This is a genomic window from Paenibacillus sp. USDA918EY (assembly GCF_009870825.1).
GTDB classification, from domain to species: domain Bacteria; phylum Bacillota; class Bacilli; order Paenibacillales; family Paenibacillaceae; genus Paenibacillus_AQ; species Paenibacillus_AQ albilobatus.
In genome coordinates, this window is record NZ_WTWY01000011.1 from 118,080 (window position 1) to 135,954 (window position 17,875).

A 17,875-nucleotide genomic window follows, 5' to 3' on the forward strand; every position below is an offset into this window, starting at 1 on the left:
CAAAAAAATATGGCAGACCATTGTCCTGCGGGTGACAAAATTCCGACAAATGCCTTTCCCCTGTCACCCACCCTATTATAAACCGCACTTTCAGGCTCCGCAATACGGTAGGGAGGAAAAAAAAGGTCGGTATTTCTTGGGATGGCGGCGGCGGTCACTTGAGAGGATAGGTTTTGTGGAGTATACTGAGCTTAAGTAAGCGACGGCTTACGAAGCCAGTTTTGCTATGAAGAACGATCAAAGGAGCAATGCTCCGCAAAACTTTTAGGAGGGTGACTTATGATTCAAATCAGCGATTCCGCTTCCGATAAGCTTAAAGAAATGCTCGAAGAGCAGGAGATTCCGAACATGTTCCTTCGCCTGGGCGTCCAGGAGGGCGGCTGCAGCGGTTTTTCCTATGCGATGGGCTTTGACGACGAAGAAACGGAAAACGACGTATACATGAACGTAAACGACCTGAAGGTCGTCATCGATAAACAAAGCCTGCCCCTCATCAACGGGCTTGAAATCGATTATGAGGATGCAGGCATGAGCGGCGGCTTCACGATGCACAACCCGAACGCCACGGCTACCTGCGGCTGCGGAGCTTCGTTCCGCACGGCGACGCACGCAGGCAAACCGGCTCCGGAAGAATGCTGACGACCGCTAAGGCCATTCGTTCAAAAGGGCCCGCACCGCTTCGTAAGAAGCATGGCGCGAGCCCTTTTTGATTGCGTTCCTTGCGCGTTGCTCGTAAGTATCGTGCCGGTCTTCAGGACGCCGGGATAATAAAGGTATGGTTGACCATAAACACGATCATGGCTGCTGCGAGGATGGAGAAAACGATGCAGCCCGCTCCCAGCCCCTTGCGCTTATCCTTAATGAACTTGAATCCGATGGCAAAAATGCCGACGGTAACGGCAACCAGCGAAATCGACATGCCGATCATGGCGATCCAATACAATATTCTAAAAAATTCAGCCACGGTGTGAGCTTCCTCCCTTTGTCACATTCAAATCCAATTATATCCGATAAAACCATAGACGCCAATAGAACTATTATAGCTCTTTGCGGCCTGCTTTACTCCGCATCCCCCCTTTTTCCCTCCATATTTACCGTTCATGTACAAACATACAAGAGAGAACGGCTTTCTCCGAGTATGCTAAAAGATACTAGTTGAGAAAGGAGGCGGTACAGGTGGGGGGAAGACAGCTGGCTAGCAAGTGGTTGAAAACTGAAGCACTGCTGACAGATCCTGAAGTGGCCCCTTATATACCGCAAACCAAAGGACTAAATAAGGAAAATCTGTACGGGATGCTCGAATCCTATGGATTTGTCGTCGTGAAACCGATCGTAGGGGGCGGCGGATACGGCGTGATCAAAATAACCCGGTCCGGTGGGGGCTACAGCATTACCCGCTCTTTCAAGACGGGCCGTTACGGGTCGTTTGACGCGATGTATCAAGCGCTGCTCCGGACAAAGGTTAAAAGAAAATATTTGATCCAACAGGGCGTCCATCTAGCGAGCATTCAAGGCCGCCCGATTGATTACCGCGTGAAATATGTCAAATCGGGGGATCGTTGGGAGTTTAGGGCTATGGTAGGCCGATTGGCGCGACAAGGGCTGTTCGTCACGAATCTTTGCAAGGGAGGGCGTTTGTTGCCCTGCAGGGAGGGGCTTCGCAGATCGCTCCCGCACATCTCTTCGGCGGCTAAAAAAAGCGAAATGCGCCATCTGACGCGCAAATGCACGGCCATTTTGGAAAGCCATTTCCCGGGCATCGGTTCGCTTGGATTCGATTACGGGCTGGATCGTAACGGGAAAATTTGGATCTTTGAAGTCAATACGCGCCCGCAGTAACCAAAGCTATGGAACGCGTTTTCGGGTTTGATAGATTTAGGATTTTGCAAAATTCGATTCCTGCCGCGCCAGGGTACAATATATAGACGGATTAAACCGTTTCGCTCTATATATTGCTGATTGAACGCCGCTTTTTGGATTTCTGCAAAATCCTCATAAAAAAAATAAATTTTGTTTTGTTGACAATTTTCCTTCCTGTGTATAAGTGTTATCCCCAAAATCCACTGCATTTTTATTGGTATTACGACACTTGCTAACAAATTATACACAGGATTTCCACAACAACCTGTGGATATTGCGAACGCTTGTTCCGATGTGGAATGTTTGATATGATAGATTCGAGGAAAATAAAGGAAAGGATGTGAAGGGAATGGCTATCTTGACGGATGAAATGCTTCTAGATTCTTATCATGCAGCCGTTGAATTGATGCTCGACCGGGACTTTATTACCCTGCTTCTGGCGGAGATCCATAAACGGAATCTTGAAGCCGATCCGCCGGGCATCGTTCACTAGGTCGGAAGAATCCAATGCACATCCATCGTTTTTTCCTTGAAAATGCAGCATAGTTGTACCATTTGACGGCGTTATGGAGGTGTAAATTCCATTATCGAGATACATAAAGCCGACATCAAAAATTAGGGTACCCTTACGGAGTTGCAGTTCGCATTCCCGGTAAGGATACCCTTTTTTGTGCGGCTTATATCATATAAAATGACGGTTACAGCTTCATGTTGCTGCTGTGTCCCGGAGACAGCTTGGCGTCCGGATCGATGTAAACCTTGGCGTTGTTGACGGCTGTCGGCGCTTCACCGAAACCGACGGCGATCAGCTTGATTTTGCCCGGGTACGTCGTGATGTCGCCCGCGGCGAAAATGCCCGGGATGTTCGTTTCCATTCTCGAATCGACGACGATCGAGTTGGATTCGATCTGAATGCCCCATTCGGCGATCGGACCGAGGGTCGAAACGAAACCGAAATTGACGATAACGTCATCGACTTCGATGTCCTGCGTTTCCTTCGTTTTGACATGGGTGAGCGTCACTTTCGTAATGGCTTCTTCCCCGTGCAGCGCCGTGATTTCCGTTGGCGTTACGACGCGAACTTTGGATTTCATCAAATTTTCGACGCTGTGCTCATGCGCGCGGAATTTGTCGCGGCGGTGGACAAGCGTCACTTCCTCAGCGATCGGCTCCAGCATAAGCGCCCAGTCGACGGCAGAGTCGCCGCCGCCGGTCAGAAGCACCTTTTTGCCTTTGAACCGCTGCAGGTCGTTAACGAAGTAGTGCAGGTTCGTTTTCTCGAATGTTTCGGCGCCTTCGACTTCAAGCCGGCGCGGCTGGAACGCCCCGACCCCTGCCGTAATGATGACGGCTTTGGCGTGGTATTCCCCTTTGTCGGTCGTCACGACGAAATGGCGTTCGTCCTTTTTAACGACGGAAGTGACTTTCTCCTCCAGGCGTACGTTGGTCTGGAAGAGCTCCATTTGCTTGGACAGGTTGTCCACCAGCTCCTGGGCGGTCACCTTCGGAAAACCGGCGACGTCATAAATGTACTTTTCCGGATAAAGGGCCGTCAACTGTCCGCCAAGCTGCGGCATGCTTTCGATCAGCGTGACGGAAGCTTGGCGCATGCCGCAATAAAAGGAAGCGAACATCCCTGTAGGACCTCCTCCAATGATGAGCAGGTCGGATATTTCAACACCATCGGTATGTGTTGTCATCGTTTATATTGCACCTCCAGGTTTTGGTAAAGGTTTTTAGAAATCTATGAATATCGGACTGAATCGTCTTCATGGCGGATGATCGGCATCCCCGACGCGCAAAAAGCGCTTAAAATGCAACCTGCCTTCCTCGAAACGCTTCAATCGACGCTTTCCTATTATAATATAATCCAGCCTCGGCTGGAAAGTGAATTCGTCCACATCGGCAGGGCCGGATGCAGAATGGCGGAAATGGTAACAGCAGCTTGATAATGCCCGCGAAAGGCGGCTTCCGGCGCGGATTTCAGGCCCAAATAAGACTTGATCTTTTGCCTGAAACTAGCTATCATTTCAATTGTGCATTACCATCTTTTTGTCGAATTTCGGACAAATTTTGCCTTCTTTTTCTGCTTTTATAATTGACCGCTGATTAACGCATGCCGCAGCTGTCGGAATGCACTCGGATCCGCGTCTCGCCGTTTGCCGGGACCCGCATTGATCGTGATTATAAAAGTGTATAATTTCACAATAAGTTTTGTAATGTCTCACAAATATATAAACATACAATGAAGGATTTGGAAGGAGCAAGATGATGAGCAACATTCCCAAGATCGTAATCCTTGGCGCGGGATACGCAGGTATTTTGACAGCACAGCGGCTCCAGAAGGAATTAAATTATAACGAAGCCGACGTTACGCTCGTGAACCGTCACGACTACCATTATATTACGACCCATTTGCATATGCCTGCCGCAGGCACGGACAGCGTTGAAAATACGCGTGTTCCGATTTCGAAGCTGATCGATGAATTCAAAATCGACCTGGTCAAATCATCCGTGCAGGAAATCCGTCCGCATGAAAAAAAGGTCATCCTGGAAGACGGCACCCTTTCGTACGATTATTTGGTCATTTCCTTAGGCGGCGAATCCGAAACCTTCGGCATTCCGGGCTTGGCCGATTATGCGATGACGATCCGCAGCATCAACTCGGTCCGCCTCATCCGCAAGCATATCGAATACCAGTTTGCGCTCTACAAAAACGAAAGGCATCCGCAGGAGCGCCTGAACTTCGTCGTCGGCGGAGCCGGCTTCAGCGGGATCGAATTCGTCGCGGAGCTGGCGGACCGGATTCCGGCGCTGTGCAAGGAATACGACGTCGACCCGAGCAAGGTCAACATCTACAATGTGGAGGCTTCGCCGACCGCGCTTCCGGGATTTGCGCCGGAGCTGGTCGAATACGCGATGGACGTGCTGAAAAGAAAAGGGGTTACGTTCAAGCTGGGCGTCGCCATCCAGGAATGTACGCCGGACGGCGTTCTGCTGGCGACCGGCGAAGAAATCAAAGCCGCTACCGTCGTTTGGACCGGAGGCATCCGCGGCAACCATATGATCGAAGCGGCGGGCTTCGAAACGGCCCGCGGCCGCGTCAAGGTGGATGAATACCTGCATGCTCCTGGACACGACAACATTTATATTATCGGCGACAATGCTCTCGTCTTTAATCCGGAAGGACGGCCTTACCCGCCGACCGCCCAAATCGCCATGCAGCAGGGCGTATGCTGCGCGCATAACATCGTGGCGGCCATCCGCAACCAGCAGCCGAGAAAATTCGCGTTCCAGAACAAAGGCACCGTCGCTTCCCTGGGCAAGGGCGAAGGCATCGCGATCGTCGGCGACAAACAATACAAAGGCTGGAAGGCGGCGCAGCTGAAAAAACTCGTCGACATGCGCTATCTGTTCATCATCGGCGGCATTCCGCTGGTTCTAAGGAAAGGCAAGTTCCTGTAGAATGCGCCACTGCAGTGTGCAGGTCCGTTCATTGTTGACGAGGGATGAGCTGGACCGTTATAACGCATTGATGGAGGTCGGAGGGTATTTGGAGGATCAAAATCGTTACGATCTGGCGTACACGGTACAAAAAGAAATCGACATTTTGATTCTGCCGGCCATCGAAAGGCTGAAAGAAAAAAGCCGGGACCGCGACCGGGCCACGGCCGAGTTTTTGGAATCGCTCAAAAACGCCGAAGAAGCGTCCGATTGACGGCTTTCACCGCACCCAAAAAAACATGCCCTCCGGCAACGGAAGGCATGTTTTTTTACGGGCTATTTTACACTTTCAGCATTTCTTCAAAGGTTTCCGGCGTCAGCAGAGGTCCGACAAAGAAGCTGCCGAATTCCCCGAAGCGCGCGCTCACTTCGTCAAAACGCATTTCGTACACGAGTTTCTTGAACTGGAGCGCATCGTCGGCGAACAAAGTAACGCCCCATTCCCAGTCGTCGAAGCCGACGGAGCCGGTAATGATCTGCTTTACTTTGCCGGCATAGGAGCGGCCGATCAGTCCGTGGCTGCGCATCATGTTGCGGCGCTCTTCCATGTCGAGCATGTACCAGTTGTCGCTGAGGTCGCGTTTTTTGTTCATCGGGTAGAAGCAGATATATTTCGTTTTCGGAAGGATCGGTTTCAGCCGCGCCACGACATGCGGATTTTCCATCGGGTCGCCGCCGCCTTCTCCCGCCAGGTAGTTGCTCAGCTCCACGACGCTGACGTAAGAATACGATTTGGTCGTAAAGCGGGCGAACAACGTTTTATTAAATGCGGTTTCCACCGCGTTGAGTTCTTCCAGCGTTTCACGCAGATGCATCAGGACAAAATCGGCTTTTTGCCCCACAATGCTGTAGACCGCCGTACTGCCTTGTTTGGCGGATTCGATCTCGGACCATTCTTTCAAAAATTCCTGCAGCTCGTCGAGCGCCATGGCGCGTTCCTCGTCGTCCGCGGATTTCCAGGCTGTCCAGTTGATGGAACGAAAATCGTGAAGAGCGTACCAGCCTTCTAAAGTGGATGCTGCTTCGTTCATTTATCGATCACTCCCAAGTTTAGTTGCTTTTGCACCTTCTCCCCATTGTATCCCAATCGCAAGGGAAAGAGCAAATGAAGTCACAATCTATTCACTTAATGTTCGTTGCTTCGTGACATTTTTTCTAGTAAACTAACTACATAAAATAAGAAGCGTTTTCTGCACTTTACTTCAGGCAAAACATGAGCGGGTCATAGAGAAGAAGAGGTGAACAGGTTAGCATGCAGTTTATCCCTGTATTGGTGCTGATGGTTTTATTTTTTATGATGATGTTCGGAATCGGCTTCATCTTAAATATGCTTATGAAAACCACTTGGTTTCCATCCTATTTGTTTATTATTGTCATTTTGCCGATCGTGGTTTATTCGCTGTGGGACCGGGGAAACACGTCGTTTCTCAATTATTTGGGCTCCTTCCGGCTCGTCGATTATTTGACGGGGGTGGCCGGGCTTGTCGGGGCGGTCGTCAGCGGCGTTTCGATTCAGAAGCTGCGCAAAAGCGGATTTAAAATGTTTTAAGGAACAACGTAAAGTGGGACGGCTCTCCGGAAGGAGGGCTGTTTTTCTTATAGCCTCATGATCTTAAGTAGCTTCCGTTAAAGAAGGAGAGGGTAGGTTGAAGGGAAAATACTGTCTTGCATGGTTTGCGGCGTTTGTGGTCGTTTGCGGTTTTTTTCCCGGGATCGGGAAGGCTGCGCCGCAGGAGGTGCCTCTGCGTGCCGCGGTCGAGGCTTTGGGGGGGAGCGTGTTGTGGATTCACGAGGAGAAGGCGGCAACGGCCGTATTGGGGACCCGCAAATGGAAAATAACGCTCGGCAGCGCCCGGTCCGATGCGGATGGCCGGCAAGTCGACCTTCCGAAGCCGGCGGCGATGGATCAGGAGCACCGGCTGTATGTCCCTTTGGCGTCTTTTCGCGAGGCGCTTGGCGTTGCGCTGGAGCTGCGCGGCGGAAGCTGGGACGTAGGAAAAGGGGATGCGGCAGGCCTTGGCATGCGGTGGATGCGTCTGCTGCAGCTGGAAAAATACGAAGAGGCGCGGGGGATGATGAATCCAAGCCTGGCCGAGCTGTATCCGGCCGATGTCCTGGAGCGTTACAAAAGCCATATCGAGGAAAGTTACGGCTCCTGGACGCTGACCAAGGCGGACGCCCGCGAAAACCGGGTTCACCGGAATGCCGTCCTTTCCTACCAAACCCCGCGCGGCAAAAGCTTCCGGATGGAGCTCCGTTTCGGCAGCGACGGCCGGCTTGACGACCTGGCGCTGCTTCCGAGCGATCCCGGTCTGTACCGGCCGCCTGCATATGACGACCCTGGCCGATACGTAACGGAGCAAGTGACGGTCGGAACCGAAAGCCTTCCTCTTCCCGGGTCGTTAACCCTGCCTGCGAAAGCCGAAGGAAAAGTGCCTGCCGTCGTTCTCGTTCACGGCTCGGGTCCGAGCGATGAAGACGAATCGTCCGGAGGCGGCAAAATGTTCAGGGACATCGCCGTCGGGCTCGCCCGCGAGGGGATCGCGGTTCTGCGTTACGCCAAACGAACATATGAATATCCCAACCGTTCGCTGACGCCTGACTTCACGGTCCGGGAGGAAACGATCGAGGACTGCCTCACGGCCGTCAAGCTACTGCGGCAGGACAAGCGGATCGATCCGGGCCGGATTTATGTGCTCGGACACAGCCAAGGCGGCATGCTGGTGCCGAAAATGATCGAAGAAGACCAAGAAGGCGCGATTGCCGGCGCGATGCTGCTGTCCGCTCCCTCCGGGGCGCTTGAGGATCTGATGCTTGCGCAGTACGAGGGCATCCTCAAGCGGGCGGTCGAGGCGGGAGAAGCCGGCGCCGAACTCGAACGCAAACAGGCGAATGCGGACATGTGGCGGCAGGCGGTGGACATGCTTCACGACGACCGGTACTCCAAGGCGCATATGCCTGCGGATTTCCCGCTGCCCCATGCGTACTGGTGGTACGATATCAGACAGTACAGCGGTCCGATGATCGCCCGCGGCCAGCATGTGCCGCTCCTGATCCTTCAGGGAGGCAATGACGTGCAGGTTCCCCCTTCCAGCATCAAGGTATGGAAGCAGGCCCTTGGCGGAAGAACGGACGTCAGCTGCAAATTATATCCCGGGCTGAACCATATGTACGCTTTATACGACAGGCCATCGACGGGAGCAGAATACCGTTTGGCGTCGAACGTTCCCGAATTCGTCATCCGGGATCTGGCAGACTGGATTCATTTGGGGACAAAATAATCGTCGAAATATATCGGAGCGGGGATTCCTTTTATGATAGAATAGAGAAAGTCTACGTTACGATGGGAGGAGCCAAATTATGCACATGAAGAGCCTGCTGCATTTTACGGAAAATCACAGGTTTTGCGTCTATCGTGATTTTTGCCTGAGCAGTCTGGACAGCAGGATGCTGAGCTCGGCGTATCAGCCCATGGTCGGAGCCTTTGCCATCAGTTTGTACCATCTGCTCTTTCAGCAGATTCCTATAGAAAAATTGGGTTATTCCCCGCTCGAGCAGCAGCGGCGGCTGTTTTTGACTTTGGGGCTCGAGCCCAGCGAAAAAGGCCGCAGGTATTTGATCGAGCAGGCCTCGCTGCTGGAAGCGGTGGGACTGCTTCAAACCTGCCGCATGTACATGCCCGAGCACGAGGATTATGTCTATGAATACGAGCTCCAGCAGCCTTTGTCGCCGGCCGAGTTTTTTAACACCCAGCATTTGACGCTGCTGCTCCGGGACAAAATCGGCAAATTCGCCGTGCTGGCCCTCCGCGAGGAGCTTTGGGCCCGGGAGCCGGAGGAATTGGCGGGACCGCGGGGAGGGCATAAGGAAAATATTTCGCTCGCTTTTTACGACATTTTCGAGCTGAACACGCATGTGATCGATTACGAGCTTGAGCAGGCGCTTTCCGAAGTGTCTTCGGCAAGGCAGCCCGGCGTTCGTGTTGCGGCAAACGAAGACGCGCTGAACTATGCCGACATCATACTCCGTTTTCCGAAGGATTCGGTCAATCGCGCCCATGTCGAGAAGCTTCGCTTCAACCACGAGCAGATGGGGATTATCAATTACGTCGTGCATAAATACGACTTGAGCGTGCAGGATCTTTGCCGCCTGCTGGACGAAGACGGGGCGTTTACCCCCGACGGCAGCGTGGCGCTCGATGAACTGCAGCGGCGGGCAAACCTGCATTTTCGCCAGGACAAGCGGCGTCAGGAGCAGCGGGAGGTGTATGCCGGCAAGGTGGTTTCGCTCAGGCTGCCTGAAGATTCGGCCGACCCGGCTCCGATGGAGCATGCCGTCGAAATGGAGTATTACCTGGACGTGCCGGTCCAATTCCAGTCCAAATGCGACATTCACCAATACAACATGATGCTCCGCAACGAACCGTACACGCGGCTGCTCAAGACGTTTTTTCCGGGTTCGGTGCCGGACAACTTTTTTGATATTTTCGAAAAAATCGACCACAGCTACAAGCTGCCGGGAGAAGTCATCAACGTCCTTATCCATTATTTGATGTCTTTGCTGACGTCGGGCGGCAACGAGCAGCGCATCAACCGGAACTTCGTCGAGGCGATCGCTTCCAACATGCTGCTGAAGCAGGTCAACACGTACGAGAAGGCCGTTCAATACATCCGCGACCAGTCCAAGGTGAAAGGAAAGCAGGCGGCGGCTTCCGGAGGCGGAAGATCCCGTACATACGGCAGCAAGTCCGCCCGGGTCAAACCCGACATCCCGATCGCCCAGGAAAGCGGGGCCGCAAACGCCGTGAGCGAAGAAGAGTTTGAGGAAATGCTCCGGATGGCGGCCGAAATGCAGGCGAGCAAAAAGAAGGGAATGTAGGCCGGAATGGTTGTGAACGGAACTATTTTCGACAGAAAGGGGGCGTTTTAAGGTTTGGAATCGTTAGGTCAACTGCTTAAGCAAATGAACGGTCCGTCGTTTCTGAAAAAATCGCAGGCGATTTTCGAGGAGCTGCTGCACGATCCGATCGTCCGGGAGCTTCGCGCCGAACGTCCGGAGATGGATGAAGACAAGCTTCGCGCCAATTTGCCTCGCCTGTACCAATACGTCCACGACCAGCGCAACTGCCGGAACTGTCCGGGCCTCGACCGATGCCCCAACGATTTCGAGGGACATTACTCCAAGCTGGAGATGGCCGAACAGAACGGGAAGCTGGAAATCGTCGAGCGCAAGGCTCCTTGCTCCCTGCAAATCGCCAAGCATAACGAAGAGCGAATCCGGAAGCGGATCCGCAGCTTTTACGTCGACGAACGGGCGCTTGAGGAAGGCTACAACGAAGTGGAAATCATGGGAAAAGACCGTCTGCGCGCGCCGGCGGTGTCCCAGGTTTTCCGTTACATCCGCGAGGTGAAGGATAACGGCCTTCAGCCGAGAGGGCTGTATCTGTTCGGTTCCTTCGGAACGGGAAAAACGTTTCTGATGAGTTATCTCCTTCATGAACTGGCGATCGCGGGTTATACCGGCGTTATCGTCTACATGCCCGAATTCATGGAGGACCTGAAGTCGATGCTTCAGGACAGCCAGAAGCTCAAGGAGACGGTGGAGGTCATGAAAAACTGCGACCTGCTCATTTTAGACGACATCGGAGCGGAAAATTTGAGCCCGTGGGTACGCGACCATGTGCTCGGCGCCATTCTCAATTACCGGATGAACCGCAAACCGACCTTTTACACATCCAATTATGATCTTGCCAGCCTGGAGAAGCATCTCAGCTTTACGAGCAAGGACGGGGAGGAACTGTACAAAGGGCAGCGGCTGATGGACCGCATTTCGCCTTTTGTCGACGTCGTGCACCTGCATGGCGAAAACCAGCGGCGGAACCGCTCCTGAAGCAACCCGAAGCGAATAGAAAAAAGCCTGACCTTCTGCCGGTGCGGCATAATAGGCCAGGCTTTTTCGTTTCAGCTCGCTTACCGAGCGTGTTAGCCGGAAATCACGAACTTGATGATGACCATAATCGCGAAGATGAGGATCATGAACAAAGACATGCCCCCGAAGCCATTCATCAGATCCATCAAGTCATTGCGCGGCTCTTCATTGACGTGTTCCCGCGGGTCGTTAGCGTGCACGTTTGCATCCATAATACAATGCCTCCTCAGGATGGTTTCACTTTATGTAAATGAGCATGGTCATTGACACGTAAAACCTGAGTTTAACCTTAGTATACCCAAAGTCCAAAGAATTTGTAAAGAATATATGGCGAATACTTTAGGGCACAATAAGTTGGATCATACGGCAGGGGATGACCACAGGAAGATCTGTAATTAAGGATTTTACATTTCTAAAAAAAGTGTGGTATACTGAAACTGTCCGCAAAGACATTTCAGTTGGGATTTTCCACAAATCCTCAAGATTTATGAAAATTCAGCTTTTTATAAGGAGGAGTAATATTATGGCTATTGTAAACGTCACTGACCAATCCTTTAATGCTGAAATTGAAGGCCAAGGTACAGTATTGGTTGATTTCTGGGCGCCTTGGTGCGGCCCTTGCAAAATGATCGCTCCGATTCTGGACGAACTCTCCAACGAAATGGGAGACGCCGTCAAAATCGCCAAATTGAACGTGGATGAAAATCCGGAAACGGCATCCCGTTTCGGCGTGATGAGCATCCCTACGCTGATCTTCTTTAAAGACGGCCAGCCGGTTGACAAAGTGGTAGGATTGAATTCGAAGGAAAACCTGAAGAACATCATTTCCAAACATCAATAATCCACATATTGACGCTCAACCATATGATGCGCCTCCGGACCCTCCGGGGGCGCTTTGCTGCGTTTACGAAAGCCGTTTTTTGAGCCTTGCCGGGTTCCTCCCATAAAAATGCGCTTTGGATTTTGGCGGATTCCCCATATAATAATAAAAGTTATATTTTCGAATCATTTTAAAAATCATACATCGTGATTCTTCCTGGATCTTTGAAGAAAGGGGGAGAGGGGAGACATGGAAGAAAAAAAGGCCGAAACGTTGGCCGAGCTGGAAAAAGCGCAGGAAAACATCCGCAACAAGCTGGCGCTGCTGCCAGATTTGCCCGGATGTTACCTGATGAAAAACGCGGACGGCAAAATCATTTACGTCGGCAAAGCCAAAGTGCTGAAAAACCGGGTCCGCTCCTATTTTACCGGGAGCCATAACGGAAAAACGCAGCGGCTTGTGGCGGATATCCGCGATTTCGAATATATCGTCACCGGCAGCAACATCGAGGCGCTCATTTTGGAATGCAACCTGATCAAAATGCATCAGCCTAAATACAACGTGCTGCTGAAGGACGACAAAACGTTCCCGTACATCAAAATTACGAACGAGGCGCATCCCCGGCTTGAAGTCACGCGGCGCGTGCTGAAGGACAAGGCGAAATATTTTGGCCCCTATCCGAACGCCTATGCCGCACAGCAGACCAAAAAGCTGCTTGACCGCATGTATCCGCTTCGCAAATGCGGCGTAATGCCGAAGGAGGTATGTCTTTATTACCATATGGGACAATGCCTCGCGCCTTGCGAAAAGGAAGTCGACCCTTCGGAATACGAGCGGATTACGCAAGAAATCCAGTCATTCCTGGGCGGCGGGCATGAGGAGATCAAAAAAGAGCTCCAGCGGAAAATGGAGGAAGCGGCCGAAGAGCTGTATTTCGAGCGGGCCAAGGAACTCCGCGACCAAATCATGAACATCGACGCCATCATGGAAAAGCAGAAAATTACGACGTCCGACGCGAAGGACCGTGACGTGCTTGGTTTCGCCGTGGACAAAGGCTGGATGTGCGTGCAAATTTTGTACATGCGCCAAGGGAAAATGGTTCAGCGCCACGCGACCGCTTTTCCGTTTTACGGGGAGGCGTACAGCGACTTTGTGTCGTTCGTGACGCAGTATTACAGCGACAACCCGGCGCTGCCGCAGGAAATATTGCTGCCCGACTCGGAAAAAAATCCGGAGGCATCGAGTCCTGAAACGGAAGAAACGGAAAACCGGGACGCGCTGGATGCGCAGAGCGCCGCGGCGTCGCTGCAGGAGTGGCTTGGCGTCAAGGTTCTCGTGCCCCAGCGCGGCAAAAAGCGGCAGATGGTCGGCATGGCCGTCGAAAACGCGAAGGTGTCGCTTGACGAAAAATTCAGGCTGATCGAGCGGGACGAGGAAAGAACGCTCAAAGCCGCCGCCAATTTGGGCCAATACATCGGCATCGAAAATCTTCACCGCATCGAGGCGTTCGACAACTCCAACATTCAGGGAACCAACCCGGTGTCGGCCATGGTGGTCTTTATCGACGGAAAACCGGATAAAAAAGAGTACCGAAAATATAAGGTCCGCACCGTTCAAGGACCGGACGACTACGAAACGATGCGCGAGGTCATCCGTCGCCGTTATGAGCGTGTCTTGAAGGAAAACCTGGAAATGCCCGATCTCATCGTCGTGGACGGCGGCAAAGGCCAAATTTCCGCCGCGGTCGACGTGCTGGAAAACGAGCTGGGTCTGTTCATCCCGGTATGCGGACTGGTCAAAGACGTGAAGCACAGAACGGCGCAGCTGATGGTGGGCGATCCGCCCGAGCCCGTCGACCTGCCGCGCGACAGCCAGGAGTTTTATTTGCTGCAGCGGATTCAGGACGAGGTTCACCGCTTTGCGATTTCGTTCCACCGCGAGCAGCGGGGCAAATCGATGGTCGCGTCGAAGCTCGATTCGATTCCGGGCATCGGCGAGAAGCGGCGCAAGCTGCTGCTGAAGCATTTTGGATCGCTGAAAAAAATAAAAGAGGCCAGCATCGAAGATTTCCGGCCTCTTTCCATCGGAGACAAGCTTGCAAGGCAAATCCTTGAAGCCCTTCAGGATGAGGAGCCATGATCAATGGCTCCTTTTTTTTGACGTTTTAGAGTTTATAAATTTCGGGGATCCCCGCAAAGTAACTGGATGAGCTTCGAAGTCAAGGCCCCACTTTGCGGGGGTTAAAAACTCATGAGTTTATTGCCAGCCGGGTTGCGGCGATGGGGCTGAAGAACCTTTTGTTTTTCTTGAATTGTACAGATAAACGATGTAAGCGACCACCGCGGGCATGATAATCGTTACGATTCCCGCCAGAATGTCCGGGACGTCGCCAAGGGCGAACAGGCTGAAGCTCATCAGGACGCTGTCGAAAACGACGTGGCTGAACATGACGGCAATGTATCCGTGCTTCAGGAAAATAAAGCTGAACAACAGTCCAATCACCGTCAGCTCGATCGGCCGCGTCGAAATCGGGTAGATCGGGTACAGCGTATGCCCAAAAGCCCAGATGAGCGTCGGGATCAAGCAGGCGATGAACGTATTGCGCAGCAGTTTTTTCAGCATCGGAATCCCGAACAACCGGTAGACCGCCTCCTCGGAAATGCCCGCCATCCACGCCATGATCGGGAGAAGCCACGGATAAAGCATGTTGTACGGCGACTGCGTGGCATCGGTCGTGGACCAGCTGTGGATCGTTTTGTCGAGCACGATGTAAATGACCGATTGCACGCCCATCAAAATAAACGCCCACAAATAGCCGGTAAACATGCTGTGCAGCACGAATGGGCCGTACCCCGGTTCTTTGGCTCTCGCCCAGGCGTTCCAGCCGGCTTTGCGCCATAAACCGTCCCCGCCGACAAGCGAGAAGTACAGCAGGGCGGCCATCACCAGGTTAAAAAAGGTTTGAAAAGCGAGCATCAAAGTAAGGCCGAGACCCGAAACCCCTTCCCCTTGAAATACGGGCAGCATGTTGTACGTGCTGAACGTGGATACGGCAAAATAAAACACGCTCAAAAAGATGCCCCGTTTAAAGGAGGTGTGATGCCGGGTCAGCGCGCTGTAGACGATGGCGAGCACGCCAAGCACGAACGTCAGCAGTCCGTACCCCAGAATGGTCAGCCAACGCGCCAAGGAGGTCTGCTTATTGACGTAGTCCGCATGCGTTTTTGGCACGCTGAAGGTTTGATCGAAGGAGCGGATCGCGCCTTCCTCGAACGTAAATTTGATTTGAAGGCTGGAACGGCCGATGGCCCGGTCGGGATCCGTATAAACGAGCCCGATTTCGTTATCTTTGGTCGACAGCTCCAGTTTTCCCGGATCGTAGCCCATCTGCTGCAGCCACGGCTGGGCAAGCTCTTCCTTTTTCGCCAAGGACAGGTCGCCCTCGACAATTTTCAGCTTGGTTTCGCGTTTTGCTTCATTGGGATCGGCCATCACGGCCGCATAATTGGAATAACGCGGCGTTACGGAAAAGGCGACGACCTTGCCCGAATTCATATGTACGTCGATATTGGCATAACCTTCGTTTGTAAGCTCGGCCAACCGAACGCGGAACACGTCGTACGGATAATTTTTTTCGAAGGTTTTGTTGTATTCGCCGAGCAGTTTTTCCCTCGACAAGTAGCCGTAAAAATCGGAGTTCGACCGATACGTGATCACTGCCGGTTTGCTCTGGTCCACCTGCAAATGAAGCGTATTTTGCATGAAGGCCTCGGCGGCGTTTTGGGCTTGCTCCTTGCTGATGACCTCCATATTTTGCTGCTCCAGCGTTTCCGAGGCGGTCGAGGGAAGAATCTGGAACAAGACGAATAAAACGAGTCCGATGACCGCGGATACGCCCAGCCATTTGTAATTGACTTTGAGACGCAGCGGTTGTCCGACGGGATTCATGAAATGCCCCCTTTGATTAAAATTCTGATGATACATACCTAGTATAAACGTAAACATAGCATACGATGTCCCCTAAAAGCCAGTTTTAAGCCTCATCCGTCATGAAAAATTAATGAAAATCAAGGAAAGGGTATGTAAACGCAAGAGAAAGGCAGACTTTTATGAGATTTGTGATGCAATCAGGCCGTATTCCCACGTATTTATTCAAATTATGGCTTTGTGATGTAAAACATTTAGGATTATAATCTTTGAAGCAAATGAATAATCCGTACGCCGAATTTCGATATGAAAACGGGGGAACCATTATTTTGGGGTGAATTTCGCTTTTTTTCCAAAAGCGAATAGGGCAACCTGTGCATGCCCGAATCCGTCAGCTAACCTCGTAGGCGTTATGCAGCAGGAACCAAACCGAAAGGCATTGGATTTCCGATGCTTTTTTTCTTTTGACTTTTTTAATGAGGTGACTATGTTGGCAGCTAAAATCAAGTGGTTTCGACTGGCTCCCCCCCAAATTCTTGTTCTGGGGTTTGCCTGCATCATTTTCATCGGGGCCATCCTTCTCACCTTGCCGATTTCGAACACAACGGGCAAGCCGCTTCGATTCATCGACGCGTTGTTTACGGCGACGTCGGCAACTTGCGTTACCGGTTTGGTTGTCAAGGATACGGGAACGTTTTTCAGCACCTTCGGACAAGTCGTCATCATGCTCCTGATCCAGGTGGGCGGTCTCGGCTTCATGACGATGGCGACCTTGTTTTCCCTCGTGCTCAAGCGGAAAATTTCGCTGCGCGACCGCCTGATCCTTCAGGAAGCGATGAACCAGAACACGATGGAAGGCATCGTGCGACTGATCCGCAAGGTGCTTATTTTCTCGCTCGTGATCGAAGGCTGCGGGGCCTTGTTGTTCGCCATCCGCTGGTCCTTCGACATGCCGGTCGGCCGGGCGATCTACTTCGGCATTTTTCACGGGGTGTCGATGTTCAACAACGCCGGTTTCGACCTGTTCGGGCACTTCAACAGCTTGACCGGGTATGTCTACGATCCGCTCGTGAACATCGTCGTGATGTTTTTGATCGTTTCCGGCGGGATCGGCTTCATCGTCATGTCCGACGTCGTCGATTTCCGAAAAAACCGGAAGCTTTCGCTTCACACCAAAATCGTGCTTTCCATGACCGGGGCGCTGATCCTCGTCGGGGCGGTCGTCATTTTCATTTTCGAATTCTCGAACCCGAAAACGCTTGGCTCCTTGAACTGGGGCGGCAAAATTCTCGCTTCGTTTTTTCAGTCGGTGACGCCGCGTACGGCAGGGGCAAACACGCTTGATCTGGCGAGCATGCGGCAGGCCTCCCAATTTTTTATGGTGATCCTGATGTTTATCGGGGCTTCGCCGGGCTCCACCGGGGGCGGGATCAAAACGACGACCTTTACCATTCTGGTCGGCGCGGTCATCGCCATGATCCGCGGGCGCGACGATATCGTGCTTTACCGGTACCGTCTGGCGCAGGACCGCATTTTTAAGGCGTTGACGATCACCTTCATGGCCCTCTTCCTGGTGGTCGGGGTGTCCATGGTGCTTTCGACGACGGAGGACAGCAACTTTTTGACGATTTTGTACGAAACCACATCGGCCTTCGGAACGGTCGGGCTTACGCTCGGACTCACGCAGCATTTGACTTTGGTCGGTAAAATCCTCATCTGCCTGACGATGTTTGCCGGACGGCTCGGTCCGCTCACCCTGGCGTATGCGCTCGGCCCTAAAAAGGGCAAGGAGCTGTATCGTCATCCGGAAGGCAAAATTATTATCGGATAGGCAAG

General features: G+C 52.4%; 17 protein-coding genes and 1 riboswitch. Of the genes, 12 read left to right on the plus strand and 5 right to left on the minus strand.

Annotated elements, in window-relative coordinates:
• The first annotated feature begins 279 nt into the window (after positions 1-279).
• Positions 280-639, plus strand: coding sequence for a HesB/IscA family protein (locus GQY55_RS20735; RefSeq protein WP_160043792.1), 360 nt, complete (start codon positions 280-282; stop codon positions 637-639).
• 112 nt (positions 640-751) lie between these two features.
• On the opposite strand, the gene GQY55_RS20740 is transcribed toward GQY55_RS20735, so the two are convergent.
• Entirely contained in the window at positions 752-964 is a 213-nt protein-coding gene (locus tag GQY55_RS20740; protein ID WP_160043794.1) for a hypothetical protein, read from the minus strand.
• A gap of 212 nt (positions 965-1,176) precedes the next feature.
• Between GQY55_RS20740 and GQY55_RS20745 the strand changes: the two genes are divergently transcribed.
• Complete coding sequence (locus GQY55_RS20745) at positions 1,177-1,839, plus strand: YheC/YheD family protein (RefSeq protein WP_160043795.1); 663 nt, start codon at positions 1,177-1,179, stop codon at positions 1,837-1,839.
• Positions 1,840-2,209: 370 nt separating this feature from the next.
• Entirely contained in the window at positions 2,210-2,353 is a 144-nt protein-coding gene (locus GQY55_RS20750) for a sporulation histidine kinase inhibitor Sda (RefSeq protein WP_156124595.1), read from the plus strand.
• A 205-nt stretch (positions 2,354-2,558) separates the two neighbouring features.
• On the opposite strand, the gene GQY55_RS20755 is transcribed toward GQY55_RS20750, so the two are convergent.
• On the minus strand, positions 2,559-3,560 hold the full coding sequence (locus tag GQY55_RS20755) for an NAD(P)/FAD-dependent oxidoreductase (RefSeq protein WP_160043796.1): 1,002 nt from the start codon (positions 3,558-3,560) through the stop codon (positions 2,559-2,561).
• Positions 3,561-4,131: 571 nt separating this feature from the next.
• Here GQY55_RS20755 and GQY55_RS20760 point away from each other — a divergent pair.
• Together GQY55_RS20760 and GQY55_RS20765 are read left to right on the plus strand one after the other, a co-directional pair.
• Complete coding sequence (locus GQY55_RS20760; protein ID WP_160043893.1) at positions 4,132-5,325, plus strand: NAD(P)/FAD-dependent oxidoreductase; 1,194 nt, start codon at positions 4,132-4,134, stop codon at positions 5,323-5,325.
• Between the two features lies 1 nt (position 5,326).
• On the plus strand, positions 5,327-5,578 hold the full coding sequence (locus GQY55_RS20765) for a hypothetical protein (RefSeq protein WP_160043797.1): 252 nt from the start codon (positions 5,327-5,329) through the stop codon (positions 5,576-5,578).
• A gap of 67 nt (positions 5,579-5,645) precedes the next feature.
• Here GQY55_RS20765 and hemQ read toward each other — a convergent pair whose 3' ends face one another.
• Positions 5,646-6,395, minus strand: coding sequence for a hydrogen peroxide-dependent heme synthase (hemQ, locus tag GQY55_RS20770; protein WP_160043799.1), 750 nt, complete (start codon positions 6,393-6,395; stop codon positions 5,646-5,648).
• 221 nt (positions 6,396-6,616) lie between these two features.
• On the opposite strand from hemQ, the gene GQY55_RS20775 reads away from it, so the two are divergent.
• The 4 genes from GQY55_RS20775 to dnaI all read left to right on the plus strand — a co-directional run bounded on the left by GQY55_RS20775 (position 6,617) and on the right by dnaI (position 11,253).
• The gene (locus tag GQY55_RS20775; protein ID WP_160043800.1) at positions 6,617-6,913 is read left to right on the plus strand and encodes a YuiB family protein; all 297 of its coding nucleotides are present in this window, start codon (positions 6,617-6,619) and stop codon (positions 6,911-6,913) included.
• A 97-nt stretch (positions 6,914-7,010) separates the two neighbouring features.
• Positions 7,011-8,645 carry an alpha/beta hydrolase family protein gene (locus GQY55_RS20780; protein ID WP_160043802.1) on the plus strand — a complete coding sequence of 545 codons (1,635 nt, stop codon included), beginning with the start codon at positions 7,011-7,013 and terminating at the stop codon, positions 8,643-8,645.
• A 79-nt stretch (positions 8,646-8,724) separates the two neighbouring features.
• Complete coding sequence (locus GQY55_RS20785) at positions 8,725-10,242, plus strand: DnaD domain protein (RefSeq protein ID WP_160043804.1); 1,518 nt, start codon at positions 8,725-8,727, stop codon at positions 10,240-10,242.
• 54 nt (positions 10,243-10,296) lie between these two features.
• The gene (dnaI, locus tag GQY55_RS20790) at positions 10,297-11,253 is read left to right on the plus strand and encodes a primosomal protein DnaI (protein ID WP_160043806.1); all 957 of its coding nucleotides are present in this window, start codon (positions 10,297-10,299) and stop codon (positions 11,251-11,253) included.
• 92 nt (positions 11,254-11,345) lie between these two features.
• Here dnaI and GQY55_RS20795 read toward each other — a convergent pair whose 3' ends face one another.
• On the minus strand, positions 11,346-11,504 hold the full coding sequence (locus tag GQY55_RS20795) for a YqzM family protein (protein WP_160043807.1): 159 nt from the start codon (positions 11,502-11,504) through the stop codon (positions 11,346-11,348).
• 311 nt (positions 11,505-11,815) lie between these two features.
• Between GQY55_RS20795 and trxA the strand changes: the two genes are divergently transcribed.
• Both trxA and uvrC read left to right on the plus strand, forming a co-directional pair.
• The gene (gene trxA, locus GQY55_RS20800) at positions 11,816-12,133 is read left to right on the plus strand and encodes a thioredoxin (RefSeq protein ID WP_160043809.1); all 318 of its coding nucleotides are present in this window, start codon (positions 11,816-11,818) and stop codon (positions 12,131-12,133) included.
• Positions 12,134-12,361: 228 nt separating this feature from the next.
• Entirely contained in the window at positions 12,362-14,251 is a 1,890-nt protein-coding gene (gene uvrC, locus GQY55_RS20805) for an excinuclease ABC subunit UvrC (RefSeq protein ID WP_160043811.1), read from the plus strand.
• Between the two features lie 117 nt (positions 14,252-14,368).
• Here uvrC and GQY55_RS20810 read toward each other — a convergent pair whose 3' ends face one another.
• On the minus strand, positions 14,369-16,060 hold the full coding sequence (locus GQY55_RS20810) for a CPBP family intramembrane glutamic endopeptidase (protein WP_160043812.1): 1,692 nt from the start codon (positions 16,058-16,060) through the stop codon (positions 14,369-14,371).
• A gap of 261 nt (positions 16,061-16,321) precedes the next feature.
• Positions 16,322-16,464: riboswitch (cyclic di-AMP (ydaO/yuaA leader) on the plus strand.
• 62 nt (positions 16,465-16,526) lie between these two features.
• Here GQY55_RS20810 and GQY55_RS20815 point away from each other — a divergent pair.
• Positions 16,527-17,870, plus strand: coding sequence for a TrkH family potassium uptake protein (locus GQY55_RS20815; protein WP_160043814.1), 1,344 nt, complete (start codon positions 16,527-16,529; stop codon positions 17,868-17,870).
• Positions 17,871-17,875: the final 5 nt, after the last annotated feature.

What these genes read in the sequence shown, in the direction of transcription:
- GQY55_RS20815 (WP_160043814.1), top strand. Translation starts at nt 16,527, where the DNA reads ATGTTGGCAGCTAAAATCAAGTGGTTTCGACTGGCTCCCCCCCAAATT.
- GQY55_RS20760 (WP_160043893.1), top strand. Translation starts at nt 4,132, where the DNA reads ATGAGCAACATTCCCAAGATCGTAATCCTTGGCGCGGGATACGCAGGT.
- GQY55_RS20765 (WP_160043797.1), top strand. Translation starts at nt 5,327, where the DNA reads ATGCGCCACTGCAGTGTGCAGGTCCGTTCATTGTTGACGAGGGATGAG.
- GQY55_RS20755 (WP_160043796.1), bottom strand. Translation starts at nt 3,560, where the DNA reads ATGACAACACATACCGATGGTGTTGAAATATCCGACCTGCTCATCATT.
- GQY55_RS20775 (WP_160043800.1), top strand. Translation starts at nt 6,617, where the DNA reads ATGCAGTTTATCCCTGTATTGGTGCTGATGGTTTTATTTTTTATGATG.
- GQY55_RS20735 (WP_160043792.1), top strand. Translation starts at nt 280, where the DNA reads ATGATTCAAATCAGCGATTCCGCTTCCGATAAGCTTAAAGAAATGCTC.
- trxA (WP_160043809.1), top strand. Translation starts at nt 11,816, where the DNA reads ATGGCTATTGTAAACGTCACTGACCAATCCTTTAATGCTGAAATTGAA.
- uvrC (WP_160043811.1), top strand. Translation starts at nt 12,362, where the DNA reads ATGGAAGAAAAAAAGGCCGAAACGTTGGCCGAGCTGGAAAAAGCGCAG.
- GQY55_RS20810 (WP_160043812.1), bottom strand. Translation starts at nt 16,060, where the DNA reads ATGAATCCCGTCGGACAACCGCTGCGTCTCAAAGTCAATTACAAATGG.
- GQY55_RS20785 (WP_160043804.1), top strand. Translation starts at nt 8,725, where the DNA reads ATGCACATGAAGAGCCTGCTGCATTTTACGGAAAATCACAGGTTTTGC.
- hemQ (WP_160043799.1), bottom strand. Translation starts at nt 6,395, where the DNA reads ATGAACGAAGCAGCATCCACTTTAGAAGGCTGGTACGCTCTTCACGAT.
- GQY55_RS20750 (WP_156124595.1), top strand. Translation starts at nt 2,210, where the DNA reads ATGGCTATCTTGACGGATGAAATGCTTCTAGATTCTTATCATGCAGCC.
- GQY55_RS20795 (WP_160043807.1), bottom strand. Translation starts at nt 11,504, where the DNA reads ATGGATGCAAACGTGCACGCTAACGACCCGCGGGAACACGTCAATGAA.